Genomic DNA, 26649 nt, shown 5'->3' on the forward strand with positions numbered 1-26649 from the left:
AAAAAAACAATTATAGCTAAAATCAAGGGGCTAAATTAAACCTATGTGTTATAAATCCCTATCTAATTAAAAGGTATTTAATGCTTGATCTGAGTGAGCAAGCCCTCAAAGAACGCTTTGTAAAGAATTTAGAATTTTTTCAAACCCATCTGCCCAAACTTCACGCGCTATTGCTCGCCCCACCCTCTGCTTATAATCTCCTCAACAGCCCGCAGGGTTTTAATATTCTCCACCTTGAGAGTGGGGATTTGCTTTTCCCTTATGAAGATGGAGAACATAAAATGCTAGAAATATCTCAAGAGTGGGCGCGTGGTATTTGGCACAATCCAAAATGGCAACTTAAAGGAAATGGAGTAGAGTTAGGACATTTTGATTTAGAAAACCTGCCCCTCACCCACAAAGCTTGTCAAGAGATTTTTCAAACAGGGAGTGGGCAAGATGTATGGGATTTTGGGGAAAATTTTTACCCACCTAGCGCGATTTTTGGTTTGGCTGGGGGGTTATTCTTAGCCCTTTTGCTAGAGGAGGGGGCTTTTTTTCATGCCTTGTATATCTTTGAGGAACATCCCGATTTATTGCGTTTGAGCGCGTATTTTTTAGACTATGCCAAACTTTTTAAAGCCACGCCCCCAAAAGGGTGTGTTCTATTTTTAAAAACGCTCTCAGAGTCGCTTTTGCATAGGATTTTTAGCACCAAAAAGATCACCCATAGTTTTTTGCATTTAGAATTTAAGCCTTACACGAGCCCGGCTAGTGCGCGCGCGCTAGAGAGCTTTAATGCCCAAAAATCTAGCGCATTGCGCGGGTGGGGAAGTTTTGAGGATGAGATGTTAGGCTTGAAGAATACTTTTAAAAACCTCAAAAAATCCCCCCTGGTTCTCAACCCCAAAACCTGCACACGCGTAGATGTACCTATCTGTGTGGTGGGCAATGGTCCCAGCTTGGACACTCTGCTAGATTTTATAGAGGCTCATCAGGATCGCATGATTATTTTTAGCTGTGGGACGGCTCTCAAACCCCTTAAAGCCCGCCAAATTGCCATAGATTTTCAAATTGAGATCGAACGCATCGACTATCTTAAAGATGTCCTTTTACAAGCCCCCCTAGATCACACCCCCTTACTTTATGCCAATATGTGCAATCCGGGCGCGGTTAGTTTAGCTCAAGAGAGCTACATGTTTATGCGTGGGGGGAGTGCGAGCGGGTATGCCCTTAAAGAGTGGGCTATAGAATACAGCGCGCCCTTTGTAGGCAATGCGGGAGTGAGTTTGGCATGTTTATTTTCTAAGACTTTGATTTTATGCGGGCTGGATTGTGGCTATATTGAGGGGAGGAGTAAGCATGCTAGGGGTTCGTATTATGGGCATGAAGGCGTGGAGATTCCACAAGGAGCGTTGGCTATCCCCTCTAACTTTGGGGATCGCGTTTTTGCAGACGGGCTTTTTATTCTCTCTAGGGATCAAATGGGTTTAGCCTTTAAACAGCATAAAAGCGAGGTGTATAATTTATCTAACGGGGCATTGATTGCCAACACGCACCCCACACGCCCCAAAGACCTACAATTACCCCCCATCAACAAAGCGCGCGCGCTAACTAGGCTCAAAACAGCTTTTCAGCCCACCCCTCAAGTCCAAATAAACTCCAAATCTTATGTTTCTTTCCACGCCCAAATACTCAAGATTTTCCAACAACCCCTCCATACTAAAAGAGATTTGTACCAAGTGGTGGATCAACTCAGCACACTTAGCATGGATTTAAGCGCACAAGACCCCTTAATGGGGATTTTATTTGAGGGGTCGCTAGCGCACATCTGCCAACATCTGCTAGCAAGAGGGCTTTTGCTCCAACAAGCAGAATTGCCAGCCTTTTACGCCCACGCGCAAAGTGTGATCTTAAACACTTTAGAGCTAATGCGTGCCTCTATGTTGCAAGAGACTTAAGAGCGCCTCCTTATATTCTTGGGCGCAGGCTTCGTCTTTGCCCTCAAAGCGGGTTACTAGCGTGGGCGTAGTGTTGCTAGCGCGCACCAAAGCAAAGCCATGTTCAAAAACCACACGCACCCCATCGATGTCAATCACCTCCACAATGGGCGGAAAATTTGAAGGAAGTTGTCCTTTTAATACATCTTTAAGTTGTTCAATGAGGGCAAATTTTTCCTCTTCTAAGACATGGATTTTTTCTTCAGGGGTTTTATACGAATAGGGCAGGGCGTTAATGACACCCTCTAACTCTGTAGGCGTGGAGTGTAAAAATAGCTCTAAAATGCGCAGAGCAGCATAGAGAGCATCGTCATAGCCAAAGTAGCGATCGTTAAAGAATAAATGCCCGCTCATCTCAGCAGCAAAATGGGCGTTAATTTCTTTGAGCTTGACTTTTAAATTGCTATGCCCTGTTTTATACATCAGCGCTTGACCTAGCTGGTTAATGGTGTCATACATCACCTGTGAACATTTGACCTCGCCAATCACAAGGGGTTTAATCCCCTCTCTTGCTAGGCTTTGGGCAAAAAGAATGGCTAACTCATCGCCTGCGTAAATGTGATTTTGTGTGAGCAAGGCAACGCGATCCGCATCCCCATCAAAGGCGATCCCTATGGGGATGTTGTGCGCTTGCATGTGTTTTTGTAAATCTTGTAGATTTTTAGCTTCACTAGGATCGGGGTGGTGGTTAGGAAAAGTGCCATCCGGATTAGGATACAGACTATCAAAACTGATATTTAACGCCCTTAGCACGGGTTCTAACCCCAAAGCCCCCACGCCATTACCAAAATCTAGGGCGATTTTATAGGAGAAGTCTTTAAGATGAGAAAAGGCGTTAATGAGGTAGCTATGATAGGCTTGCTTTGCCTTGAGCTTGTGGGTGGTAGTGGGTGTAGACTTATAGGGTGTGGGGTTATCCAGCATTTTAACTTTTAACTCTTGGATGGCTTGACCATAGAAGGGTTTTTGATTTAGAGTGATTTTAAAACCATTATATTCAGGGGGGTTGTGCGAGCCGGTGATCATAATAGAGTGGGGGATTTGCACGCCCTCAATGGAGTTAAAGGTAGCAAAATAGGCGACAGGGGTGGGGATGAGCCCTAAATCATAGACTTCTACAAAGTTTTCAAGCCCGCTTTTAAGCCACTCAAATAAAATGGGTGAGTGGGTGCGCGCGTCATAGCCTAGCGCCACTTTAGCACAACTCTTAGCCATGAGAGCGCCCAATTCTAGCCCGATTTGGCGCACGCAAGATTCGTTTAAATTCTGCCCAAAAATCCCCCTAATGTCGTATTCCCTAAAAATGCTCGAATCTAATGGCATCAAAATCCTTTATGGAGTAGGTTTATTGCGTTTAAATATAAGTTTAAAATTCTTGGGTTTACATAAAGCCAAGCACGCCCGGCCAAATTTATAAACATCACAGCACACACGGCGGCCAAAACGCAGGGATTCGAACACAAGATTGCCTGAACACGCCCCTCTAGTATCTAAAAATTCTTTTAAAACCTCTTTGCGACTTTTTTCTGAAGTCTTTTTACATTCAAGGTAATGAGGTGGCAAGATCACATCGCTAATATAGTCCTCCGGCTTGGTTTGTCCTAATTTTAGCCTCTCTTTAGTTTCTATGCTTAGGGCGTTTTTGTGTGGGCTTAGGGGCAAGATTTCAGAGAGCGCGCTATTTGGCACAAGGGCGTAAAGTTTAGCGTATTGTTTAGCTAATTCAATTGCCTCAATGTCTAGGTCTTTGTTATGAGATGAGTCGGAGTGGATTTTAAAAAACGCGCTTTGATTAGCATAAAAATGCCCGGGTCCATCTGCATAAAAATCAAGGCCTGCCAAATAAATTTCTTGATAACCCAAGGCGATGGCGCAAATAAGCATCACCACCCCGGAAGTAAACCATTGGCCTTTAAGATTTATAAATTTAGCTTGTAGGTTTTGGAAGGGTTCTAAGCCCTCTAGCATGTTATGAGTGGTGCGTATGCCAATGTAGCGTTTATCTAAAAATTCTCTTATGGGCGTTGGTTTGCCATTAATATAGGGATTTGGACCAAGAGTGCTACAATAAAAATCGCATAAGGTGTATTCGTTACGCCCATCTAAAATGCGGACGGTGTTCATTTGCAACTCAAAGACAGAGGGATTAAAAAAACATGCCTTGACTTCGTTCCCCAAATAATATCTATCCTCAAAATAAAATTGATTGCACCTAAAGACTTCAAAATCTGGGGGGAAGAAACTATAGTCTAGGTTTTTGATACTTGGGCCATTGCCAGCAATAATGAGGGGTTTGCGGGGGGGGGGGGGGGTAACATTAATCTCCTTATGGTTGCAATAAACTTAAGGCTTGTTGGCAGAGGTCTTTCCAAGCAGAGGCGCTTTTAATGGCTATACAAGCACCAAAAGCCTTTTGACTCTCTGGAATTCTATTTTGTTGTTTTAAAATACTTCCTTGCATATAAAGTGTGTGTTGCTTTTCTTGAGGCTCTAAACTCTTCTTAAGCAAAGCCTGATTTTCTTCAAGTGCACGATCTAGCTTGCCCTCTCGCATGAACGCGCTGATAAGTTGTTGTTGGGCATAGGGCGTGAAAGAGTCGTTTTGGTGAGCTTTTTGCAAGGCGATGAGATTTGTAGCGTAAAGCTGCAAAGTGGTGGGGTTGTTGGTGGTTTTGGCCTCATTTTGCAATAAAAGCCCATAGACATCAATCATGCGCGCATCGCCCTTAAACCATTTTTGGAGCTGAGGGAAAAGAGCGAGAGCTTGGGAAGGGTTATTGGTACGCATGTAATCTGTAAATAAGACAAAAGCAATGTCATAGTAATGTTGGGCTTTTTTGAGAGTGGCTAGAGTGAAAGCGTCCTTAGCTGCAAGTAAGGAATTTTGAAAATCATCAAGTTTATAGAGATTATTGGCCTGACGATAGAGCCAATCGATTCGTTTTTCAGGATTTTCTGGACTCTTTTGCAAGCCATTTTTGGCAAATACCCCAGCTTGGTTGTAAAGTTTGGCGTTATAAAGACAATCAAAAGCTTCTAGTTGCTCTTCTTGAGTGAAAACATTGGGCTGGAGAGGCGCCACTTGCACGAGGTAGTCTACTGCACTCCGACAATCACCCTCTTTAACCGCGTTTCTTCCCAAAGCCACTAAGGCTTGTTGCATGGGTTCAGAATTCATAGCAAGATCAGGAGCCATACCTAAAACTTGGCTATAGTAGCGCTCTTCAAGCAACATCTGGGCTTTGTATTCTAAGGCTTTCTGATGTTCACTAGAACCTTGGGGAAAATCTTTAAGGATTTGATTAAAACGAGCTAGTTTTTCTTCAAAACTCCCGTGCATTAAAAAGAGGATTTCATTATCTCTTTGCTTCACCAAGGGGATGTGCATCGCGTTATTAAAATTATCCAAATATTCTAAGTTAGCAATGTGAGCCTTATTGGGTTGGTTGTTTTTGGCGTAGAGAAAACCTAGATCAAAGGAAGCTTTTTCTTTGATAGTGGGGTTATTGTCTTGATCGCTTAGAATTTTAGCAATAGCAATTGCAGGAGCAAAAAGGGCATGGGTTTTTAGATTGGTGAGGAAGTCGTAGGATTGTGTGGGGTAGTTTAGGAAAAACTTAGGATTAGCTTCTAAAATTTTTTGAACAAGTATAGGGGCGTTTTTGCCTCCATAGGCTTCTAGATCAAAACGCGCCCAAGAAAAGGCAATTAGACTCGCGCTCTCAATATCTTTAGCTCCGCTGTAGGCTTTTTGAAAAAGGGTAAGTGCGCCGCTATTATTGCCCTCATTAGCACTTTGTTCAGCCAAACGCATTTGTGAGAGGGGAGCGTAACGACTCCCTGGATACTCGATAATGGCGCGTTGGAATTGGTTTTGTGCCTGTTTAGCGTGGTTAATGCGATCGTAGGCCGTGCCTGTTAGGTAGAGCACATGGGGAACTTTAGGGTCTGCTGGATAGAGTTTAAGCCAGCGTTCCCCAATCTGCAACAAGAGATCTTGGCGCTTGTTGAGTTTATCCAAGGCGATCATTTCATAGAGATACAGGTCTTTTCTAAAGAGGGTTTTAGGATAGGTTTCAAAAATATTCCCAATCGCCTTGAGTGCCGCCAAATAGGATTGTTCACCCATGAGCTTTTTAACCTGCAAATAGCCGTCTAAATCTGCCCCTTTAGAATAATTGAGGGGTTGGTTATCCACGCCCAGTTCTTGGATATAGGGAGTTTGGGCATCCTCGATGATAATAGGAAAATCCAAGCCCGTATAAGATTCTTGAGTATGGTTCTTAGGAGTAAGAAAGGGGATTTTCTCGCTAAAACCTACAATTTGCCAAGTGTCAGAGGTGTTTGTAGGAGCGCTTTGAATGGGGATGTGCCGCTTATAGTCATGAGGCAGGGCGAAGAGTTGTTGTTTGAATTTGGGTTTGATGTATAAATAAAACACATAGTCTTTAATGTCATAGGAGATGTCAAAAAAAGTTGTGTTCATGGGGGTAAAGCCCGGCTTGGGGGTGGAGTGGATCACGCAGGTGATGATTCTAGGGGGAAGAGGGGATTGTGTGCACACAAAAGGCGTGTCATGTTTAAGAGTGAGGGTTGCAAAATTTTGATCTTCCTCCTTGCCCTGAGTGATGCTAAAAGTGAGGGCAAAAAGGGGGGCACACAAAAGCCCCAAGAATAAAAACGCGCGTTTAAAGTGCATAATGTTGGAGCACAGAAATAGAACCTAAGCAAAGAATAGCCGTGCCAAAAAGGACTGCATAGACAGGATAGCTAGCGTTCAAAGCCCCTGAAGTATTAGGGGTTGCAAAAAACATCGCCACGCACAGACGCAGATAATAGCAGGCCGCAATCGCGCTATTAACCACCATCACAATCGCTAAAAATAGATTGTGTTGCGCGAGGAGGTTTTGCAAAATCATCACTTTTCCCCAAAACATGGAAAAGGGGGGAATGCCCGCTAGGGAAAACAAGAAAACAGCTCCTAGAAGAGCTAGAAGGGGTTTGGTGTGAATCAAGCCGTTAAAGCGTGCAAAAGGGTAATGATAGCAGTGTGCTAAAGCGTCCTCTTTAGTGCTCACACCCCAAAACAGAGCAAAAGCTCCAACATTAGTGATCAAAAACAATAACCAGTAGGCAAACATCGTTTCTACCCATCCCCCAAAGACACATGCAAGCGCAAAGCCGGTATGTGAAATGGAACTATAGGCCATCATACGCTTGGCATCCTTTTGCACAAGAGCCATAAGATTTGGAATAGTGATTGTGAGGGCTATTAAGAAATAAAAGAGCGCGTGTATGAAAATAATTTGCGTGCTGAGGAAAAAGGCAAATATCCGCCACGCCACCACAAGTCCGGCAATTTTGGGCACAATGGAAATAAAGCCCGCAAGAACGGGGTTATTTCCCTCATAAATATCAGGCATCCAAGTGTGGAAAGGCACTAAAGAAACCTTAAAACCCACCGCACCAAGCAAAAAGATTGCCGCACACACACAGAGCACCACGGGGCTAAAATTCTCTGTAAAGGACATGTCAGAGAGATTGAGACTGCCTGTGAGCAAATAGAGCAATGCTGCCCCCATAGAAAAAAACACACTGGCTAGCACACCCATTGTAAAGTATTTTAAACCTGCTTCAAGTCCGCCATGTTTATTATTCAGTGCCATAACAACACACATGGATAAAGAAGCGCTCTCTAGGCCCAAGATAATGATTAATAGATGGTTACTAGAAACCATGATTTGGAAACCAGTTACCATAAATAAATAAAGAGGGTAAAACTCGGGAGTTTGAAACTCTGAAAAGCGTTCTTTGCTCAACACAAGCCACATGAGTAAAAAACTTGCCGCTACAATGAACTTTTGCGCCATCAAAGAGATGGGATCGGTTGTGATCAAATTATAAAAGCTAGAAGGAGCGCCCATGGGCAAAAAAAGAGTCCAAAAATCTAAAGCAAGGATGAAGAGCACTAAAAACACATTCAGGTTGCGCGAAAATTGCCCCCGACACACATTAGTAAGAAGGACATACACCCCTCCTACCATCCCAATCAGCATAGGCAAGATGCTAACAAAGTTAAATTCTTGAATCGAAAAAGAGAAGTCCATAGCAATCCTTATGGCGAGACTTGTAGGCGGGTTTGAGCGTTTTGCACCAAAAGTTTGGTGCTCGCTTCAAACGCACTCAGTAAAGGTTTGGGGTAAATGCCAAAGAATAAAATAGCTGCCATTAGAATACCCAAAATACCCCTTTGACCCCAAGAGAGATCGCTTAAAACTAGGGATTTTCTAGGCGCACCAAAAAAGACCTTTTTATACAAGGCTAGCATATAGATGGCTGATAAAACAATAGTGCTTCCTGCCACAATGGCCAAAATGGGGGATTTTTGAAAAAAGCCCAAGAGGCTTAAAAATTCGCCTACAAAAGCACTTGTAAGGGGCAAACCCACATTGGCTAGGGTAGCGATCATAAAAAAGGTCGCATAAACGGGCATAGAGTGCGCCATGCCTCTAAAGAGGGCAATTTTACTTGACCCATAGCGTTGATAAAAAATTCCTACTAGCAAAAAGAGTGCGCTGCTCACAAGACCATGGGAGATAAGGGTAAAAAGCGCGCCCCCTACACCTTCGACATTGAGTGCATATATTCCCAAGAGAGCCACGCCCATGTGCGACATGGAACTATAAGCAATGAGGCGTTTCATCTCTTTTTGCGCGCAGGCTAAGATACCTGCATAGATCACCATACAGAGCGCGAGCACACAAAGGGGTAAAAAGAAAGTTTGTACGCATTCAGGAAAGAGAGGAATAAAGAAACGCAACAACGCGTAAGTACCCATCTTAGAAAGCAGAGCAGCTAACACCACAGAGCCTAAAATAGGAGCGTTACCATAGGCATGGGGTAGCCAAGAATGCAGGGGGAAAATGGGAATCTTGACTGCAATCCCCAAGAAAAACGCTAGAGCGACCCAAAAGCGCACATGATCGGGCAAGACCACCTGCCCTAAATCATAAAGATCAAAACTCCATCCCCCGGCAACGCTCGCATAGGCATAACCACAATAAAGAATGCCTAGCAACATAAATAACGAAGCCACAAAGGTATAAAGGAAAAACTTAAGACCTGAATAAACCCTAAGACTCACCCCAAAACGCCCAATCATATACAAGACGGGCAATAAAGAAACTTCCCAAAAGAGATAAAAGGAGATCAAATTGAGAGCACTAAAAACGCCCATCAACATTCCCTCAACCAGCAAGAGAGCGATCAGCATGGATTGTTGGTTTTCATGCACATAGAGCGCGCATAGGAAAATCACAAAGGCACTCAGCACCAATAAAAAGAGTGAAATCCCATCTATGCCCACATGGTAGGCAATACCATATTGGCTTAAAAACCCCAATGCGCCCACTTCTTCAAACTGCATGCCTGCTTGAGCAGGATCAAAAAGCACCCAAAGCCAAAACACTAATATGAGTTCCACACCTGCTACCATGACACCATAGGTTTTGGCATGATCATCACGCATGCCAAAAAGAGGTAGTGCTCCCACCATAGGCAAAAGAATCAACACGCTCAACAAGTGAGAAGGCAGTAATTGTAAATAATCCATGCTATCTCCAAAAACTCAAAATCGCCATCAACAACGCCATTGCCACCCCAAAGGCCATCCATCTGAGCGCACTGCTTAAATTCCCACTTTGCATGGGAGTTAGCATTTGCCCTAAAAGAGTGGGGATTTTAGCGATGGTATCTACAAAGGTATCGAGCAAACGCACCTCAATTTTACGCCATATCCAAGAGGCTAGACACAAAAATGCCCGGCTGATCGCCCCGTACAAAGCTGGGATATAGTATTGGTTTAAGAGCAAGCGGTAGAAAAACCCTCCCTCTTTTGGACTAAAGCCCTTTTTATACCTTTGCACGGCATAGGCAATAGAAAACAAGACCCCGATAGTGGTAAGAGCTAACAAGAGCATTTGGGGCACAGGGTAATCGGCAAAGGAGGGCACAGAAATTGCCTTTGAGACAAAATGAAAAAAGCTGTGCTCAAAAAACCCGGCAATCACGGCTAAAATGGCTAAGGGCAACATGGCCCAAAGCATGAAACTTGGGGCTTCGTGAGGGTGTTCAATATCATGCGCTTTAGGGGCAAAGAAAACCAACATCAAAAGTCTAAAGCTATAAAAGGCCGTAAAAAGCGCGCCAATAAGCAAGGCTAAAAAGAGCCCGTGATGCCCCGTAGCAAAGGCAACTTCTAAAATTTTATCCTTAGAGAAAAAACCGGCAAAGGGGTAAAGCCCGCAGAGGGCGAGCGAGGCTAGCCCCATTAAAATCGCCGTGGTTTTCATAGGTTTATACAATCCGCCCATTTTACTAATGTCTAGTTTATCGTGCATGGCGTGCATGACATTGCCCGCGCCCAAGAATAGCAGGGCTTTAAAAAAGGCGTGGGTAAAAAGATGGAAAAGCGCAATCCAATACGCCCCAAGCCCTGCCCCCACAAACATGTATCCTAGTTGCGAGAGAGTGGAATACGCCACAATGCGTTTTAAGTCCTTATTCACTAACGCCATACTTGCCCCAAACAATGCTACAAATGCTCCCAAACATGCAATACCATAACCTAACTCAGGCAATGCGCTATAGAGTGGGTGTGCTCTAATCACCAAATACACCCCAGCGGTAACCATTGTCGCAGCGTGGATGAGAGCAGATACAGGTGTGGGCCCCTCCATCGCATTGGCTAGCCAAGTGTGCAAGGGGAATTGTGCGCTCTTGCCCACTGCCCCCACAAAGAGCAAGAGACCCATCCAAAATAAAATATGGGGGTCTGCACTAGAAATATTGGCAAAGACTACGGAGTATTGCAGGGAGCCAAAAGTCCAATACACGAGCAAAATCCCCATGAGCATCCCCAAGTCAGCAATACGATTCATCACAAAGGCTTCCATCGAGGCGTTATTCGCACTCTCTCTTTCATACCAAAAGCCAATGAGTAAATAAGAACACAGCCCCACGCCCTCCCAGCCCACAAACAGCCCCAAGAAATTATCACTCAACACCAAGATGAGCATAGAAAAAACAAAACCAGAGAGGTAGCTAAAATAGCGGTTATAGCCCTTGTCATGGCACATATACCCGATCGAATAGACATGCACTAGAAAAGAGACCAAAGTTACCACTACAATCATCACTGCGCTAATGGGATCGACCCCAAAAGAAAAGCCCACACTAAAGCCCCCCAAGGTCATCCATTCAAAAAGCGTGGCTTCGATTCGTTGTCCATGCAGGCTCAAATTTAAGAGATATAAAGCTCCCAAAAACGCCAATCCTAAGAGAGTCGAATTAATAACCCCCACATGCAAACTCTTTGGGCTCGTCCCCCATAAACCTGCATAAAGAGCCCCCAAAAGAGGCAGAAATAACACCGCCTTTAGCGCAATAGACGCGCACATGCCAGCTTCCATGCTTAACCTTTCATGCGAGCTAGAGTGTCGATGTCTAAGGTTTTGTATTTTTTGTACCACAAAATTACAAGACCTAGTCCTACAGCCACTTCAGAAGCCGCTACTGCGATCATAAAAAGCGCGAAAATCTGCCCATCGATGTTTTTTAGAGAATGGGCGATTGCTACAAAGGCGACATTGATCGCATTGAGCATGATTTCCGTAGAAAAAAAGAGCATTAAAATATTCTTGCGCCGCAACATACCAAACAAACCTACACAAAAGAGCAAAGAAGCAAAGACCAAATAATGCGCTAGGGTAACCATCAACTCTCCTTTTTGGGGCTTTTTTTGAGCGCGCTTGCTATGGCCCCAACTAAAGCCACTAAGAGCATGAACGCTCCCACCTCAAAGGCGACCAAGTATTTACTAAAGAGCACATACCCGATCAATTTCGTATTAGAGATGTCTACGCTAGGACTCAAACTCTCCTGCAAGGTGTAGGCATATTGTGCAATAAAAGGTGCGCCTAACAAGGCAACCAACACGACAGCTAGCACCATAACTAAAAGAGCAGGAATTTTAGGGGCGTGCGCCCTCTCTTGCACCTCTTGTGATGCGTTCAAAAACATCATACCAAAGGCATACATCACCACAACCGCCCCTACATAGACCAAAATTTGCACCACGCCTAGAAATTCAGCGTCCAAGAGAAAGAAGAAAGCCGATACAAAAACCATCGCTGTAGCCAAAGAGGTCATGGCGTATAAAATATTTGTAGTGGTTACCACCACAAAAGCCATGCCTAAAGTCAAGGCAGCAAAGAAATAAAAGGCAAGAGTTTCAAACATGGTTTTCCTTCTCCTCTTTGTCTTTTTTGACCTCCTCATCCTTTAGAGCGTAATCTAGGGGGGTTTGACACAAGCGTTTGCTAGCGTTGTTGCTGGGCGCGCCAAAGCCGGCAAACTCGACATGGCTATGATCTTTGGCACTTTGTATATCGGTTAGAAACTCTGCCTTACCCCCAAATTGTGAGCGTTGCACACTGCTATTCTCAAAGCGTTGTCCCATCACAATGGCAAGCTCTGGGCACACTTCCGCACACAGCCCGCAATAAATGCAACGCCCTAAGTTAATGGTGTAGCTGTCTATATGTTTTCTCTCATCCTCGCCCTTGTGAGTGATAATGCGAATACAATTGCTCGTGCAAATCTTTTCACACAACCCGCACCCAATACAGCGTTCATTGCCCGATTCTAAGAGTCGTTGGAGATGATGCACAGCTCTGTATCTAGGACTTAAGGGTAAAACCTCCATAGGATAATGGATAGTAACTTCCTTGCTAAAAAACTCTTTAATAGTGAGCCCCAAGCCCTTAAATAACTCTAATCCAAAGCTAGTTTTGAGCGTCTCTAGCAACTTAGGACTAGACTTTTTGGGATCGAGCCATTTATATTTTTGCCCCATAAGCACCTCCTTAAAAAAGTAAAAGCACTAGCCCAGTGGCTAGGATATTGATTAGGGCTAAAGGCAACATGATTTTCCAGCACATGCGCATGAGTTGGTCAGGGCGCACATGGGGGAAAGTTGCCCGTGCCCACATGGATAAGAATACAAAGAAACAGACTTTGATTAGGATCGCAATGCCGCCCGGGATAAAGCCCCACGCATTGTAACCTCCAAAGAAAATAAGAGAGATCACAAAACAAAAGGCGAACAAATGGGCGTATTCAGCTAAGAAAAACATGCCCCATCTAAGCCCGCTATACTCCGTGCAAAAGCCGGCGACAATCTCGGCTTCATGTTCAAGCAAGTCAAAGGGGGTGCGGTTTAACTCGGCATAACTAGAGATCAAGAATAAAAAGAAGGCTAAAGGCTGTTTAAACACGAGCCAGTGCAACATGCCACCCTCTTGGTATTGGTTGATCTCCACTAAGGACAGAGAGCCTACCACCATGATCGGGGCTAAAATCGTTAAGGTGCTCACCACCTCAAAACTTAGAAGTTGTATAGTCGCCCGCGCTGCCCCAATCAAAGAGTATTTACTATTGGAGGCTAGCCCGGCTAAAAGGGGAGCATAAATACTCGCTGAACCCACCGCTAGAAAGAACAACAACCCGACATTGATGTCTGAGATGATGGGGCTGATAGTGTGCCCAAAAATAGTAAAATCCCCAAAAAAGGGAATGGGCGCCATGCTCACAAACGCGCTCACCATCGCGATTACCGGAGCAATGGAGAAAATTAAGCGGTTGGCATTTTGAGGGATCACATCTTCTTTAGTGAAAAGCTTGATCGCATCGGCGATCACTTGCAAGAGCCCAAAAGGACCAACATAAGTAGGGCCTAGTCGGCGCTGGAAGTAGGCTAACACCTTGCGCTCTAAATAAGTCCCAAAGGCTCCAAGCCCGGCAAAGACAAGGACCACTACCAAGATTTTGATCAAGGTTTCAATGATTTCAGCACTCATGCGCGCTCCCATTGCAAGGTTTCAAAAGGACTAGAAAAGACTTGCGCTTTATCTAGGCTTGGGCTTACCATGAATACATTTCGCTTTAGGCTGTGGTCTATATAAACTTTACCCGTGAGGGTGCGCGCCCCTTTGCTTAAGGTGATTTGCGCGCCCTCTTCAAGTCCCAAACTCTCTAAATATTCCTTAGAGGTGTAAATCCCTTCTTTGAGCTGTAGATTTTGGCTTTTGAGTGTGTGGGTGTTGAACTGCGTTTCGGCAAATTGCAAATAGGCGTTAAACTCGCCCACGCTCTCTAGCGGGCTTATAGGTGTGCTTGGTTCTGTAGCTTGGCTAGGTGTGCTTTTAAGTTTATACCCTCGATAATTGCTTTTGTCATTGGCGTAAAAGTTTGTTAAGTCATCATAAGCTACGCCCAAAAAGCCCTTTTCTTGGGGCAGTTCGTGGGTGTATTCTACTAAACTCTCCCCATATAGGCCGAAGTGCTGGGCGATGTCAGCTAAATCTAGCCCTTCATAAGCCAAAGCCGGGCGCAGGGGTAAGGCTCGCCCCTCTAAATTTGTCATAGTCGCTTCTACTTGGTTAAAGCTAGGCAAAATAAAATCTACCACATTGTGCGCCTGCCCACTCTCATCCACACAATCACTATCTAAGATAAAATCTCCTTTTGTGCGCACACCCACACTCGGGCTAGCGTGGCTGTCCTTTTCCAAATTGCAAAGCGACACAATGCCTAGCGCGTTGCTTGTGGGAGGGATTAAAAAGATTTTAAGTTTCTCTAGGGTGCTTGCCTCTTGCAACATTAGAGCTATGTTGTGGGCTTTGGAGTGGGTGTAAATTTCTGGCCCGATTAGAAGAGCCACACTGGGGGCTTTTTCAATGAGGGCTTTGATTTTCTCAAAAGTGGGGCTGTCTAGCTTAACGCTTTCAAGCATGGCAAATACGGGGGGTTTGTCTTCGGCTTTGGACTCAAGCTTAGTTTCCTCTAGGCCACAGGCATGCTCTTCATCTGTGGGGGTTTTCTCTGTAGTTTCTTGGGCTTCTTTGGGGGCTTTGGGAGCTGGCTTAAGGGTAGGCTCTGGCAACACTTGGCTATTTTTTAAGCTCTCCAAACTGGGGCTATTGACCCCTAAGGCCATTAAAAACGCTCCTAAAATGATCTCCTCTGCCCCTACAGCGTGGCACACAGGCACCACACTCCGGCAAATTTTCTCCAACGCGCTATCTTCTAGGGGGTGGGCGTAAATTAAGCTTGTGCCCTTATTCACTTTAAGCACATTAGCCAAAGCGTATTTGAGTAGAGGGTTTTCATTTTTAAGGCGTGATCCCAGACTTAACACACAACTAGAACTTTTTAAATCTTTTAAATCGTGCCATTTGGGGTTAAAGACACGCAAAAACTCTTGGAAGGCGTGGAGTTTGTCGTTATGCAGGCTAAAGCCACATTTTTTGCGTATTTGCTCCACCAAGTAAGCTTCTTCATTGCTTAAATCTCCCCCGATATACACCGCCTTCGCCTCTTTAAGTTTTTGTACGGCTTGCTCTATGTTGGTGCTCCCCTCCCTAGAGGCGTGCAAGTCAAAGGCAAAACGCCCCGCTCCACAGATAGGGTTATGGTAGAAATCATTGCCCACTCTAAAAATGCGTTGTTGCTCGCCCAAAGTGTCAAAGTGGCGCACTTGGTAATCAAGCAAGCACCCGGCTGCACAATGCATACAAGTCGAGTCGATGTGTTTGAGCTCCCACGCATTGGCTTTATAACTAAAATCTTTGTAGACAATCGCCCCCACAGGGCACACAGCGATACACTCCCCGCAATCATAGCAAGGGGTGGAGCCCACAAAGGCGATCATGCCCTTTTGTTTGCGACTCCACACGCCAAAAGGGTCTTTAGGCATGCTCTCTTTAAATTTATCAGGAGCGTGCAAGCTTGCCTTACTTGCCTTTAGATTGCTATCACCAATGTTGTCGCTACAAGTGGTTACACAACGCTCGCACATGATACATAAGTTTGGATCGTAGGAGGCTTGCGCCCAAAAGGCAAAGGGCTTTAAGTTATCGCGCACACTGAAAGGCTGGCGATCCACTAAAGTGCGGTGTGTCATGTCTTGTAATTCACACTCTCCGCTTTTATCGCACACCCCACACTCCAAAGGGTGATTAACATCATAGGTTTGCATGATCATTTGGCGTTCAGCCACGAGCGCAGGGGTCATTGTGGCGACTTTGGTGTTGGCTTTAGGTTTGGTGTTGCAAGCATAAACCCTTTTGCCCTCCACCTCCACCATGCACATCTTACAAGCCACTGTGGGTGAGCACCCGCTCAGATAGCAAATAGCAGGGATATACACCCCCGCACTGCGCGCCGCCTCTAAGATTGTCTGCCCCTCGCTAAACTCTACCTTTTGCCCATCTATTTCTATGCTTGGCATGCGTTAGCCTTTTTCACCACTAAAGTCCAATCCACCCGATTAAAACGCAAAGAATTCATCAGCACATCTCCCCTAGCTTGAATTGCCTCCGCGCTCTGCTCCACAATGTCAAAATCCACCACTTCAAACATAAAGATCACCACTTCCCCCGGGCTTACACTGCTATCTAAAATCGCTCCCATGCGCTCTAAAACCACACTATTTGGCTCATCTCTTAAATGCCGTAAATCAAAGCGCTTCATCGATCCACCTCCCCAAAAACCGCATTGCTTGAGCCAATGATAGTAACCGCATCAGCTAAATACTGCCCCACTAAAATATCTTGCATAGAGCCTATGTGAAAAAAACTAGGCGCACGGATTTTTAAGCGGTAAGGATAGGGTTCACCCTCAGAATGAATAAAAAAGCCCAGCTCGCCTTTGGGAGACTCTGTAGGGGCATAAACCTCTCCACGGGGCGGGCGCATACCTTGAGTTACCAGCACGAAATGCTGCATCAAGGCGTAGTTTTGAGTCATGATATCTTCTTTAGGTGCGCTAAAATACTGCGGGGCATGTGTCATGATTTGTGGCTCTGTGGGAGCATACATGGGGATTAGTTGCTCTAAAATACGCAAAGACTCTTCAATCTCTAGCATATAGAGTTGGTAGCGATCGTAGCTGTCCCCATGATTGCCTACAGGAATATCAAAATCTAGTTCAGGGTAAAGCTCATAGGGCTCTTCTTTGCGCACATCATAGGCAATCCCCGTGCCCCTTAGCATGATCCCACTTGCCCCCCATGATTTGGCTTGCTCTTGACTGATCGTGCCCACATTCTCTAAGCGGGCTTTCCAAATGCGGTTACTATCAAGCAAGCCACTGATAAGTTTATGCATGTCTCTAACTTCTTTGATGAAGGCTTTTAGCCCCTCTAGCCAGTTGGGAGGCAAATCTAGGGGCACGCCCCCGATTCGAATGGCGTTGTGGGTGAGCCTTGCACCACAATAATCCTCCATTAAGTCTAGCCCATACTCGCGGGTTTTAAAACAATAGAGAAACACCGACATCGCCCCCACATCCAGAGCATGCACGCTCAAGAAAAACACATGGGAGATCACGCGGTTTAATTCTAAAAGCAAGGTGCGGATCACCTGCGCGCGTCTGGGAATTTGCACGCCTAATAAAGTTTCTACCGCATGGGCAAAAGCGTAGTTATTGCTGGTCGAAGAGGTGTAATCTAGGCGATCGGTAGTGGGCATATATTCGTTGTAGGTCATGTTTTCGCCCAGCTTTTCACAACCCCGATGCAAGTAGCCAATCTCTGGTGTGGCTTTGGTGATTTTCTCGCCTTCTAATTCTAAGATCAAGCGCAGTTGCCCGTGTGAAGAGGGATGTTGTGGACCAAAATTGATCACCATTTGCTTATCGTCCCTTTCAAAAAGGACATTTTCAAATTGCGGTTTGAGTTTGGTAAAAATCTGTGCCATTAGGGACGCTCTTTTAACTCTGTGGGGTCTTTGCTGTGTAAATCTTTGACAAAAAGGGATTTTTCAAAGGTGTATTTTTGTGGTTTGTCTTCTAAGGGCAAACCTTTAGATTGTTCATGACCAATCTTAGAGAAGTTAAAAGTATCTCTCTCATCTACTCTTGCACTATCCCTTTGCTCTGGTCCTATGATTTCTCTGTATTCCTTGCCAAAAATTTTATCCACTTCATACCATGCGGCATGTTCATCGCCCTTAAGCGGATAAGATTTTAATAGTGGGTGGCCTACCCAGTCATCGGGCATTAAAATACGCTTTAGATGGGGGTGATTTTCAAACACAATGCCAAACATGTCATAAGCCTCCCTCTCGCTCCACAGAGCCGAGCGGTATAAGTGGCTGAGTGTGGGGGGATTTTCTTCTTTTTTCAGCACCGCCTTTAGGCGTAGTCGGCGTTTATTAGCATATCCGGGCAAGTAGGATAAAAATTGATAAAACAGCTCAAATTCCCCTCGCTTTTCTAAAAAGTCGATTGCACTCATCTCGCTCAAGGTTTCATAGCCCAAATTCTTTAACCTTTCAGCCACCTGTGCCACCTCGCTAACCTCTATAACAAAAACCGCTGTGTCTATTTCTATAAAACTTTCTAGCACCTTGTGGTAATAGTTGATATGGTTAAAAATCACCTCATAGGGCGAACCTACGATGGGGGTTTTGGGTGTGGGTGGGACCACATAGAAGCGATCGGAATAATGGACTTGTTTTTGGACATTAGCATTAGGGCGTTGTTTTCTAACCATTTTAACTCTTTAAACCAAGCGTTTGGTGTTGTTTTCGGGTAATGCCTTTTGACGGCGGATTTTATCCTGCAAGACCATTAAAGCGTATTGCAGGGTTTCAGGGCGAGGCGCGCACCCGGGCAGATAAATATCTACAGGAATCACCCGATCGACCCCTTGCACGGTAGCATAAGTGTTAAACATCCCTCCCGTGTTGGCACACGAACCCATAGAGATCACCCATTTAGGCTCGGGCATTTGATCATAGAGTCTGCGGGTAAACTCAGCGTGCTTTTTAGTGAGAGTGCCCGCTATAATCATCACATCAGATTGTCTAGGCGATGCTCTAAAAATCGTGCCAAAGCGATCAAAGTCAAAGCGCGAACCCCCTGTGGCCATCATCTCAATCGCGCAGCACGCCAACCCATAAGTGAGGGGCCAAAGCGAATTACTGCGCCCCCAATTTAGCAACTTATCTAGCGTTGTTAGAGCAATGGGTAGCCCCCCATTTTTTAAATAACTCACTGCATGCTGTGCCATTCTAACGCTCCTCTCTTTAGGGCATAAACAAAACCCACAACCAACAAGCCTAAAAAGCTCACCATTTCAAAAAAGCCAAAAAATCCCAATTCTTTAAAATCCAAAGCCCAAGGAAACATAAAGACAATTTCTACATCAAAGAGAATGAAGAGCACCGCCATGGCGTAAAATTGATGACTCAAGCGGTTTTGTTGTTTTAGAGCGAGCGGTCCGCACTCATAAGCGGCAAGCTTTAATTTCTCATTTTGCCTGCGCGCGAGTCTTCGGCTAAGAAAACGCTGGATTTGCAAGGTCCAATTAAAGACCAGAAAACTAAAGACTAATAAAACAAACACCCCGAAGTAAGGGTGCCCTGTTACACTCTCTACGCCCACATGTGCTCCCTAATGAAAGATAAACAAAGTATTAAAGCATAATTTAATTAATTCTAACTTTTGGCGGGGTGTAGGAATGCCAAGTTTAGTTTTTAATGCGGATTTGACAAGGCAAAATATGCTAAAATGGCGATTCTAATGTTCAAATGGCCGTATTGAAGCATGAAGGAAATCATGAAATCTGCTTACAAGAAAGGTTGGTCATGCTAGCTCCTAAACCCTATAAACTTATCTGCTCCTGTGGATATTCTAAGATTGTGCGCTTTAAGAGTGATTGCTTGAGTGGAGCGGACTTAGCCCAAATGGGCAACACTTGTCCCAAGTGTGGGCAAAGCATGCGCGAAGTCCCTCTTAGTTTATTCGATCACCTCTTTAAAAAGAAATGATCACCCCCCTCCAACAAAACTAACTTTTCTAAAAATCTTGTCTGCGTCATCATGCCTAACTGTGTCTCAGCTCAGTTGGCTGGTTTACAGTTTTTTGCTCGTGTGAGTGCTATATCTGTTGGCTTAAATAAAGTTTTTCAATAAAATTTGTTGCAATGGACCTTCTGTAGCAATATTGAACTTTGTGATGTTTTGGATCTAATCAGAGTATAGAAGAATGGAGATTTCATGCAAAAAGTGTCGCTAGTTGTAATGCTAGGTCTTTTGGGGTTTATTTTAGTCCCTCTCAACGCTGAAAACAGAGGAGTTTATGGAGAAATTGGGTTTCAGTATTCTAATATGACCCAAGCTACTAAGAGCCAAGTAGGTCCTCAGTTGCAAAAGAATCCTTTCAGCTCTACAGCTCCAGTAACCGCTGTGAATGTAAATAACTTCCTACAGCAATCAAACAATAATAATCCAAAACAAAACCGCCAATGAGTCTTACCCCCCCCCCCTCCCCCCATTTGTAAAGCCTCAGACTTTTCCTAAGTTTCATTTCAACTGCACTCTAAGATCATTTGATCTAAGTGAGGGCAATTTAGCTAGCATCACTCTAGTATAGATAAAACGGTGGTGCAAACACAATAAGCGATGCTCGCTCTTTTTTATGCTCAGAGTTTTTAGATAGCCCTACCCTTAACCCCCCGATGTTTATATCTAATTACCAACTTACCAACAAACTTTTTTGTGATGGGGTAAGTAGCCACATACAAAAACACAACCAATAAAGGAAATTTTGCGAGAAAGTCATTTAAACAAATCAATAGGCACTCTTTGCGCAGATATTCAAGTTATCCTTTGTGTCTAGCACTTGTTGTAACTCTCTTAAATTCTTTTTTGCAGGGGATTGAGAGTAAAGATATGAGAAACACAAAGATTGTAGACACAAATTTCTTGACCAGCCAAACCTTAGTGTCAATGTTAAATCCTCAAGTTTTTGTTCTTACAGAATCGCAACAACTCCAACATCTCCTAAGTGCCGCACAAGGACAATTAAAGAATGCTGAGCAGGTCCTAGCAAATGCTAGAGGCAATGTAGCCACTGCTCAACAAGCACTCAACATAGCGCAAGAAAAGGCTAGTCAAGCTAATGTAGCTTTGCAGAGGGCGCAAGCAAACCACGCGGACGCACAAAATCAACTCATAAAAGACCAAGCAACACTACAAAAAGCCCAATCGGCACAAATCAATGCCAAACAATCCATAGCCACTGCTCAACGAGCACTTAACATAGCACAAGAAAAGGTTAACCAAGCTAATGCGGCTTTGCAGAATGCAGACGCAAATTATGCGGATGCCCAAAAACAATTTCACAAACAACAAGAGACACTTGGGCAAGCCCAGTCAAATCAATACTCTGTCAGTCAACAAGTAGAACGAGATCAGGGTTCTATGAAAGGATACCTTGATACTATTCAACAATTCAACGAGGATATCCAAGCTGAAAAAGAGGATCTTGTTAAAAATGAACAAGTGCTTAAGGTGAATCAGCCCAAGTTAGTGGCTGCACAACAGGAAATCAAGCCATGGTTGGATAAGTATCAAAAAGCATCGAATGCCTATGATACAGCAAAAATCAATTATAGCAATGCGCAATTTGAGGTTGAGCAAGCAAAAATGAATCTAAAATATCCAATGTCTTGGCAGACTACAAGTAGCTTAGAGGCGGCATTAAAGGAGGCAGAAGCAAAACTTGCCCAAGCAGATACCGCCTACAAAGCAGCAGAGGCAACACTGCAATCTGCAACTGCAGCTTATAATCAGCAGATGCAAGACAAGGTATCCCCAATACAGAACAAAATAGATGCAGAACAAATCCAAATACGAATGGATCAAGACGACATATCTTCTGGGGAAGAGACTATACAAAAGACACAACAAGACTATGCAGACGCTAAAAATCGCCTAACAAAAGACCAAGCCGCACTGCAAAAAGCGCAACAAGCCGTAACCACTGCACAACAAGCACTTAGTGTGGCACAAGAAAAGGTGCGCCAAGCCAGCGCAGCTCAGGGGACAGCAAGCTCAAACAATCTAAATGCGCAAAATCAAATAAGACAGGCTCAAGTTGCGTTACAAAACGCTAAGATAGATCAAGATAACGCTAGTATAAATGTAATTAACGCGCAACAGGCAGTCAAAACAGCACAAGCTTCTATTGCCAATCTTCAAAACCAAATACAGAGCCACAACTCTCACCCAACCTCTAGCCCAAAAACAAACTCAGGAACAGGTGTTGGTCATGATAAAAATAGCTTCTACTAGCAACAAAATGGATAAAGAAGGGAAAACAAGCAATAAAACTTCCAACACTACATCTCTTGAAAATCTCATTGATTCCTTGATTCATAAAACAGAAACCAACATCCAATCAGCTATAGATAACTACTTTAGTCAGGTGGAACAAACAATTAAAAACGCCGTGAGTGCCATCATCAGCACTTTGGATCAAAATACACCCGCTCAGGCTATACAAAGTATTATATCCGGAATGCAAAAATATGTCAGTATGGATAGTGGCTTAACCATCCAGATAGCAAGTGCAATTAACCCCTCTTTCCAAAAGAACCTTGCAAATTTTGAACATAGCATGCAAGATAACATGATAGATTTAAAAGCCATGCAAACTAATCTCCATGTTTTGGTGGCTCAAGCTTCTCAAATGCGCGCCACCTTATTAGAGGGCTTGGCTAGTGGAACTATCCCATTGGCAATTTCTGCAAAATTACCTGCAAATTCCATACAATAAGAAACCCAGTCAATCATCGAAAATCTTAATAAACTCTTGATTTACCTCAAAGCCACTCAGCAAGAACTGCAAGCCTACCAAAAAACCAGTCCTCAAGAGTTTTTAGCGACAGCTGGGGGGATAGGTCTAGCCAACCAAACCATGAATTCTCATGCAAACATGTATGGAGTGGATGTCCAAGTCGGTTATAAACAATTTTTTGGCAAGAAAAAACGCTGGGGTTTGCGCTATTACGGCAGTTTTAGTTACCAAAGAGGGGTATTTTATGACAAAAATATTGCAAGTCTAAACGACCTTGTCTATGGCGTGGGTATGGACGCCCTTTATAACTTCTATGAAAGTAAGGATGGCAGATACATCACAGGAATGTTTCTAGGCTTTATGCTTGCAGGGAACAGTTGGGTTGTTCCAAGCTACCACACTTTGCATACAGAAATGAGTCGCATCAATGAGCAAGGAGGTAAAGCCAAAATGAATTCTACTTATTTCCAAATCCCTCTCAACATTGGGTTTAGAACCAATGTAAACAAACACAATGGCTTTGAAATAGGTCTGCGCATCCCTCTAGCCACAAACTACTACTTTAAAGGTAATCTACATGGCATGGCTCTAGCCTAGAAACTACCTATAAACGCAATGTGGCGATGTATTTCAACTATGTATACAATTTCTAGGCGGTTTGTAGCGGTTGCCTTCATGCCTTCCCTCTTTTACGATTGTTGCCCCTGCCACATACACTAAATTTTATGTGTTATGCCAAAAATTAACCTCTAAAAAGCAATTATTTGCACTATTTTCCCAGCCCCCTGTAGACTTTTTGCAGTAAAATAATGCATCACTAAAAGGGGTTTGTTATGGTGAATGTGCATGCAAGGCGTTGGCAGGCTTTTAAGGCAAATAATAGGGCGTTTTACGCGCTTATTATTTTTGTTACCCTCTTTGTGCTCTGTTTGGGGGCGGAGTTGTGGGTGAATGATAAGCCCTTATTTATCTACAAGGATCACAAGGCGTATTTTCCTATCTTTAAAGATTATCCTGAAACCACCTTTGGGGGGGATTTTTACACCAGTGCGGACTATAACGACCCCTATGTTAAAAACCACCTACTCAAAGATGCGTTAGTGATCCGCCCCCTTATCCCCTATTCTTATGACACCATTATTATGGATTTAAAACAGAGCGCGCCCACACCTCCTAGCTGGGAACATTGGCTAGGCACGGACGATCAAGCCCGCGATGTGCTGGCGCGCTTGGTCTATGGGTATCGGGTTTCTATCCTCTTTGCGCTCTTGTTGAGTGCCTTTAGTGTGGTGGTGGGTGTGGCTGTGGGCGCGTTGCAGGGGTATTATGGCGGACTCTTAGACCTCTTAGGGCAACGCTTTATTGAGATTTGGAGCGGGATTCCCATGCTCTTTTTGCTCATCATTCTCTCTAGCATGTTCACCCCTAGCTTTTGGTGGCTCTTGGGTCTAGTGTTGGCGTTCTCTTGGATGGGGTTAGCCCAAGTGGTGCGCACGGAGTTTTTGCGCGGGCGCAATATGGACTATGTGCGCGCCTCCTACACTTTGGGCGTGAGCGATGCGCGCGTGATCTTTTATCACATCTTGCCCAATGCGATGGTGGCCACCACGACTTATATCCCCTTTATCATGGCTGGGAGTGTGGGGGCGTTGGCAAGTTTAGATTTTTTAGGCTTTGGGATGCCCATTGGAAGCGCGTCCTTAGGGGAACTCTTAGAACAGGGTAAAAACAACCTTTATGCCCCACATTTGGCATTAGTGGGCTTTTTTGCGATCGCGCTTTTGTTATCTATTTTAGTTTTTATCGGGGAAGGAGTGAGAGATGCCTTTGACGCCACCAACTTCAAATAAAGCTCTATTGCGCCTAGAGAGAGTGCATGCCAAAGTGGGGGGGGGTTTTTGCTCCAAGATATTAGCTTGAGCGTGGAGGCAGGGCAGAGAGTGGCTTTAGTGGGAGAGAGTGGGAGTGGAAAAAGCTCGCTAGCGCGCCTTATTTTGCAATTAGTCCCCTTTGTGCGCCCCTTGAGCGGTAAGGTGCTTTTTGAAAATACCGATTTGCTCACCCTCAAGCCTAGCCATCTGCGCAATATTCGGGGGAAGGACATCGCCTACATCGCCCAAGAACCTCTAAGCGCGCTCAACCCTCTGCATAAAATCAAGCACCAAATCATGGAGAGTTTGCGCCTGCATCAAAAATGTCCCAAAGCAGAGGCGTTAGCGCGTTTAGAGGAAGTGATGCAACAAGTGGGCTTGAGTTTAGACCTTTTAGAGCGTTACCCTTACCAACTCAGCGGGGGGCAAAACCAGCGCGTGAGCATTGCTATGAGCATTATCAACCGCCCCAAGCTTTTGATCTGCGATGAACCCACCACCGCCCTAGATGCGCAGGTGCAGCTGCAGATTTTAGACCTTTTAAAACATCTGAGCGCGCAAAACCACATGGCAATCTTATTTATTAGCCACGATTTGGGCGCGGTGCAGTGGTTAGCCGAATATGTCTATGTCCTACAAAATGGGCAATTATGCGAGCACAATACGATGGGGACTCTGTTTGAGAACCCCACACACCCCACCACGCGGCTACTCCTAGAGGCGCGCCATTTGCCCCATAAAAAACCCTTAGAACAGGGCGCAGAAACCTTGAGATTAAAAGATTTTGGGGTGCGCTATGTGCAAAAACGCTTTTTGGGGGCTAATGTTGTGCGTGTAGCAATAGCGGGGGTTGATCTCTGCTTGCACGCACGCCAAACTTTGGGGATCATCGGGGAGTCTGGCAGTGGTAAGAGTTCGCTAGCTCTAGGGATTTTAAAGCTCATCGCCTCAGTGGGGGAACAATTTGTTTTAGGGCAAAGCGTGCATCAACTCAACCGCAAGAGTTTTAAACCCTACCGCAAGTCCTTACAGATGGTGTTTCAAAACCCCTATGCCTCGCTCAATCCACGCTGGAGCGTGCAAGAAATTTTACTAGAGGCTTTTCATGGTGCGGGCATTAAGGGGAGTTTGGAAATGGTGCGCGCGAGCTTGGAAGCGGTCGGCTTGGAGGAGAAATTTTTGTCTTATTATCCCTTTGAGCTCAGTGGAGGGCAACGCCAACGCGTGGCAATTGCTAGGGCGATTGTTTTACACCCCCAAGTGGTGGTGATGGATGAACCCACTTCAGCACTGGATAAGAGTATGCAAAAAATCGTGCTAGGCTTGCTCCTAGATTTGCAAGAAAAACTAGATTTGAGCTATCTTTTTATCAGCCATGATTTGGATGTGATTGAGAGCATTTGTGATTCTGTGTTGGTGGTGGAAAAGGGGCAGATTGTAGAGAGTGGCAAAACTAGCGAAGTCTTTAGCGCGCCCAAGCACCCCTATACCCAAAGGCTTTTACAAACACGGCTTGACTTTTTAGATAAGTCCTGCTAAGATAGCGATTTTTGCGGGAATAGCTCAGTGGTAGAGCACGACCTTGCCAAGGTCGGGGCCGCGGGTTCGATCCCCGTTTCCCGCTCCAGTTTATTTAAGTTGCGAGGGTTACAATGGCGAACCTTGTTAAAATTGTAAGTTCATGTGCGTGTGTTGGCTTGTTGATAACAGGGTGTGGTACTTCTATTCCCGTGGGCACTCTTTACACCGGTGTTAAACTTCCTGTGTCTGGAAAAGATGCCAAATACTCCAAAGAAGGGCGTGCTGTTTGTCAAAGCTATTTGAGCATTGTCGCGCTTGGAGATTGCTCCGTAGAGGCAGCAGCTAAAGCTGGTGGTATTACTGACATCAAGACTGTAGATACTAAAGTAGAAAATTATCTAGGCTTTTATGGCAAGTATACCACCATTGTCAGAGGCGACTGATTATCATTTTAAACGCATAGACTTAGGGGGCTGTGCAATTTTGCCCAGGTGGTGGAATAGGTAGACACAAGGGACTTAAAATCCCTCGGTAGCGATACCGTGCCGGTTCAAGTCCGGCTTTGGGCACCA

The 26649-nt window shown here is 44.7% G+C and carries 25 protein-coding genes and 2 tRNA genes; 11 read left to right on the top strand and 16 right to left on the bottom strand.

From position 1 onward, the window contains the following. Window positions 1-80: 80 nt before the first annotated feature. The gene (locus tag HFELIS_RS04135; protein WP_013469282.1) at window positions 81-1940 is read left to right on the top strand and encodes a 6-hydroxymethylpterin diphosphokinase MptE-like protein; all 1860 of its coding nucleotides are present in this window, start codon (window positions 81-83) and stop codon (window positions 1938-1940) included. Here HFELIS_RS04135 and HFELIS_RS04140 read toward each other — a convergent pair. From HFELIS_RS04140 to HFELIS_RS04215, 16 genes are read right to left on the bottom strand one after another with little or no spacing between them, the layout of a single operon-like run. Continuing rightward, window positions 1908-3302 carry a phosphomannomutase/phosphoglucomutase gene (locus tag HFELIS_RS04140; protein ID WP_013469283.1) on the bottom strand — a complete coding sequence of 465 codons (1395 nt, stop codon included), beginning with the start codon at window positions 3300-3302 and terminating at the stop codon, window positions 1908-1910. The genes HFELIS_RS04135 and HFELIS_RS04140 overlap by 33 nt on opposite strands. Window positions 3303-3311: 9 nt before the next feature. Beyond that, window positions 3312-4301: an alpha-2,3-sialyltransferase gene (locus HFELIS_RS04145; protein ID WP_041302780.1), complete on the bottom strand. Its 990-nt coding sequence runs from the start codon at window positions 4299-4301 to the stop codon at window positions 3312-3314. Window positions 4302-4305: 4 nt separating this feature from the next. Beyond that, on the bottom strand, window positions 4306-6678 hold the full coding sequence (locus HFELIS_RS04150) for a DUF7494 domain-containing protein (protein ID WP_013469285.1): 2373 nt from the start codon (window positions 6676-6678) through the stop codon (window positions 4306-4308). Next, on the bottom strand, window positions 6668-8086 hold the full coding sequence (locus HFELIS_RS04155) for an NADH-quinone oxidoreductase subunit N (protein WP_013469286.1): 1419 nt from the start codon (window positions 8084-8086) through the stop codon (window positions 6668-6670). Before HFELIS_RS04155 ends, HFELIS_RS04150 begins: the two co-directional genes overlap by 11 nt. A gap of 8 nt (window positions 8087-8094) precedes the next feature. After that, window positions 8095-9591, bottom strand: a complete 1497-nt coding sequence (locus tag HFELIS_RS04160) for a complex I subunit 4 family protein (RefSeq protein ID WP_013469287.1) — start codon at window positions 9589-9591, stop codon at window positions 8095-8097. 1 nt (window position 9592) lies between these two features. After that, window positions 9593-11449: an NADH-quinone oxidoreductase subunit L gene (gene nuoL, locus HFELIS_RS04165; protein WP_013469288.1), complete on the bottom strand. Its 1857-nt coding sequence runs from the start codon at window positions 11447-11449 to the stop codon at window positions 9593-9595. A gap of 2 nt (window positions 11450-11451) precedes the next feature. Next, window positions 11452-11754 carry an NADH-quinone oxidoreductase subunit NuoK gene (gene nuoK, locus HFELIS_RS04170; protein ID WP_013469289.1) on the bottom strand — a complete coding sequence of 101 codons (303 nt, stop codon included), beginning with the start codon at window positions 11752-11754 and terminating at the stop codon, window positions 11452-11454. Further along, complete coding sequence (locus tag HFELIS_RS04175) at window positions 11754-12278, bottom strand: NADH-quinone oxidoreductase subunit J (RefSeq protein ID WP_013469290.1); 525 nt, start codon at window positions 12276-12278, stop codon at window positions 11754-11756. Before HFELIS_RS04175 ends, nuoK begins: the two co-directional genes overlap by 1 nt. After that, on the bottom strand, window positions 12271-12894 hold the full coding sequence (nuoI, locus tag HFELIS_RS04180; RefSeq protein ID WP_013469291.1) for an NADH-quinone oxidoreductase subunit NuoI: 624 nt from the start codon (window positions 12892-12894) through the stop codon (window positions 12271-12273). The genes HFELIS_RS04175 and nuoI overlap by 8 nt, the downstream gene beginning before the upstream one ends. A gap of 10 nt (window positions 12895-12904) precedes the next feature. Continuing rightward, complete coding sequence (gene nuoH / locus HFELIS_RS04185; protein WP_013469292.1) at window positions 12905-13897, bottom strand: NADH-quinone oxidoreductase subunit NuoH; 993 nt, start codon at window positions 13895-13897, stop codon at window positions 12905-12907. After that, complete coding sequence (locus tag HFELIS_RS04190) at window positions 13894-16329, bottom strand: NADH-quinone oxidoreductase subunit G (RefSeq protein ID WP_013469293.1); 2436 nt, start codon at window positions 16327-16329, stop codon at window positions 13894-13896. The genes nuoH and HFELIS_RS04190 overlap by 4 nt, the downstream gene beginning before the upstream one ends. Further along, complete coding sequence (locus tag HFELIS_RS04195; RefSeq protein WP_013469294.1) at window positions 16317-16571, bottom strand: NADH-ubiquinone oxidoreductase subunit E family protein; 255 nt, start codon at window positions 16569-16571, stop codon at window positions 16317-16319. The genes HFELIS_RS04190 and HFELIS_RS04195 overlap by 13 nt, the downstream gene beginning before the upstream one ends. Further along, window positions 16568-17797, bottom strand: coding sequence for an NADH dehydrogenase (quinone) subunit D (nuoD, locus tag HFELIS_RS04200; protein ID WP_013469295.1), 1230 nt, complete (start codon window positions 17795-17797; stop codon window positions 16568-16570). Before nuoD ends, HFELIS_RS04195 begins: the two co-directional genes overlap by 4 nt. Further along, on the bottom strand, window positions 17797-18594 hold the full coding sequence (locus tag HFELIS_RS04205) for an NADH-quinone oxidoreductase subunit C (protein WP_013469296.1): 798 nt from the start codon (window positions 18592-18594) through the stop codon (window positions 17797-17799). Before HFELIS_RS04205 ends, nuoD begins: the two co-directional genes overlap by 1 nt. A gap of 9 nt (window positions 18595-18603) precedes the next feature. Continuing rightward, window positions 18604-19113: a NuoB/complex I 20 kDa subunit family protein gene (locus HFELIS_RS04210; RefSeq protein ID WP_013469297.1), complete on the bottom strand. Its 510-nt coding sequence runs from the start codon at window positions 19111-19113 to the stop codon at window positions 18604-18606. Next, window positions 19095-19487, bottom strand: coding sequence for an NAD(P)H-quinone oxidoreductase subunit 3 (locus HFELIS_RS04215; RefSeq protein ID WP_013469298.1), 393 nt, complete (start codon window positions 19485-19487; stop codon window positions 19095-19097). The genes HFELIS_RS04210 and HFELIS_RS04215 overlap by 19 nt, the downstream gene beginning before the upstream one ends. A gap of 203 nt (window positions 19488-19690) precedes the next feature. On the opposite strand from HFELIS_RS04215, the gene HFELIS_RS04220 reads away from it, so the two are divergent. The 10 genes from HFELIS_RS04220 (at window position 19691) to HFELIS_RS04265 (ending at window position 26649) form a co-directional block, all read left to right on the top strand. Beyond that, a complete protein-coding gene (locus HFELIS_RS04220; RefSeq protein ID WP_041302783.1) occupies window positions 19691-19873 on the top strand; it encodes a hypothetical protein in 183 nt (60 codons plus the stop codon). Between the two features lie 228 nt (window positions 19874-20101). Further along, complete coding sequence (locus HFELIS_RS04225; protein ID WP_013469300.1) at window positions 20102-20353, top strand: hypothetical protein; 252 nt, start codon at window positions 20102-20104, stop codon at window positions 20351-20353. Window positions 20354-20689: 336 nt separating this feature from the next. Beyond that, on the top strand, window positions 20690-22180 hold the full coding sequence (locus HFELIS_RS04230) for a hypothetical protein (protein ID WP_148229935.1): 1491 nt from the start codon (window positions 20690-20692) through the stop codon (window positions 22178-22180). A 7-nt stretch (window positions 22181-22187) separates the two neighbouring features. Next, entirely contained in the window at window positions 22188-22664 is a 477-nt protein-coding gene (locus HFELIS_RS04235; protein ID WP_148229936.1) for a hypothetical protein, read from the top strand. A gap of 36 nt (window positions 22665-22700) precedes the next feature. Next, the gene (locus tag HFELIS_RS04240) at window positions 22701-23282 is read left to right on the top strand and encodes an outer membrane protein (RefSeq protein ID WP_013469303.1); all 582 of its coding nucleotides are present in this window, start codon (window positions 22701-22703) and stop codon (window positions 23280-23282) included. Between the two features lie 236 nt (window positions 23283-23518). After that, on the top strand, window positions 23519-24535 hold the full coding sequence (locus HFELIS_RS04245) for an ABC transporter permease (protein WP_013469304.1): 1017 nt from the start codon (window positions 23519-23521) through the stop codon (window positions 24533-24535). A gap of 6 nt (window positions 24536-24541) precedes the next feature. After that, complete coding sequence (locus HFELIS_RS04250; RefSeq protein ID WP_041302787.1) at window positions 24542-26095, top strand: dipeptide ABC transporter ATP-binding protein; 1554 nt, start codon at window positions 24542-24544, stop codon at window positions 26093-26095. 13 nt (window positions 26096-26108) lie between these two features. Further along, window positions 26109-26183: transfer RNA gene (locus tag HFELIS_RS04255), tRNA-Gly, on the top strand. Window positions 26184-26208: 25 nt separating this feature from the next. Then, complete coding sequence (locus tag HFELIS_RS04260) at window positions 26209-26520, top strand: TRL-like family protein (RefSeq protein ID WP_013469306.1); 312 nt, start codon at window positions 26209-26211, stop codon at window positions 26518-26520. A 42-nt stretch (window positions 26521-26562) separates the two neighbouring features. Continuing rightward, window positions 26563-26649, top strand: a tRNA-Leu gene (locus HFELIS_RS04265).

This window comes from Helicobacter felis ATCC 49179, from assembly GCF_000200595.1.
GTDB lineage: Bacteria > Campylobacterota > Campylobacteria > Campylobacterales > Helicobacteraceae > Helicobacter > Helicobacter felis.

Coding starts and splice junctions, on each gene's coding strand:
- HFELIS_RS04205 (WP_013469296.1), bottom strand. CDS start 18,594: ATGGTTAGAAAACAACGCCCTAATGCTAATGTCCAAAAACAAGTCCAT.
- HFELIS_RS04210 (WP_013469297.1), bottom strand. CDS start 19,113: ATGGCACAGCATGCAGTGAGTTATTTAAAAAATGGGGGGCTACCCATT.
- nuoI (WP_013469291.1), bottom strand. CDS start 12,894: ATGGGGCAAAAATATAAATGGCTCGATCCCAAAAAGTCTAGTCCTAAG.
- HFELIS_RS04220 (WP_041302783.1), top strand. CDS start 19,691: ATGCTAGCTCCTAAACCCTATAAACTTATCTGCTCCTGTGGATATTCT.
- HFELIS_RS04195 (WP_013469294.1), bottom strand. CDS start 16,571: ATGAAGCGCTTTGATTTACGGCATTTAAGAGATGAGCCAAATAGTGTG.
- HFELIS_RS04160 (WP_013469287.1), bottom strand. CDS start 9,591: ATGGATTATTTACAATTACTGCCTTCTCACTTGTTGAGCGTGTTGATT.
- nuoD (WP_013469295.1), bottom strand. CDS start 17,797: ATGGCACAGATTTTTACCAAACTCAAACCGCAATTTGAAAATGTCCTT.
- HFELIS_RS04260 (WP_013469306.1), top strand. CDS start 26,209: ATGGCGAACCTTGTTAAAATTGTAAGTTCATGTGCGTGTGTTGGCTTG.
- HFELIS_RS04135 (WP_013469282.1), top strand. CDS start 81: ATGCTTGATCTGAGTGAGCAAGCCCTCAAAGAACGCTTTGTAAAGAAT.
- HFELIS_RS04140 (WP_013469283.1), bottom strand. CDS start 3,302: ATGCCATTAGATTCGAGCATTTTTAGGGAATACGACATTAGGGGGATT.
- HFELIS_RS04175 (WP_013469290.1), bottom strand. CDS start 12,278: ATGTTTGAAACTCTTGCCTTTTATTTCTTTGCTGCCTTGACTTTAGGC.
- HFELIS_RS04150 (WP_013469285.1), bottom strand. CDS start 6,678: ATGCACTTTAAACGCGCGTTTTTATTCTTGGGGCTTTTGTGTGCCCCC.
- HFELIS_RS04245 (WP_013469304.1), top strand. CDS start 23,519: ATGGTGAATGTGCATGCAAGGCGTTGGCAGGCTTTTAAGGCAAATAAT.
- HFELIS_RS04235 (WP_148229936.1), top strand. CDS start 22,188: ATGGATAAAGAAGGGAAAACAAGCAATAAAACTTCCAACACTACATCT.
- nuoH (WP_013469292.1), bottom strand. CDS start 13,897: ATGAGTGCTGAAATCATTGAAACCTTGATCAAAATCTTGGTAGTGGTC.
- HFELIS_RS04155 (WP_013469286.1), bottom strand. CDS start 8,086: ATGGACTTCTCTTTTTCGATTCAAGAATTTAACTTTGTTAGCATCTTG.
- HFELIS_RS04190 (WP_013469293.1), bottom strand. CDS start 16,329: ATGCCAAGCATAGAAATAGATGGGCAAAAGGTAGAGTTTAGCGAGGGG.
- HFELIS_RS04225 (WP_013469300.1), top strand. CDS start 20,102: ATGCAAAAAGTGTCGCTAGTTGTAATGCTAGGTCTTTTGGGGTTTATT.
- nuoL (WP_013469288.1), bottom strand. CDS start 11,449: ATGGAAGCTGGCATGTGCGCGTCTATTGCGCTAAAGGCGGTGTTATTT.
- nuoK (WP_013469289.1), bottom strand. CDS start 11,754: ATGGTTACCCTAGCGCATTATTTGGTCTTTGCTTCTTTGCTCTTTTGT.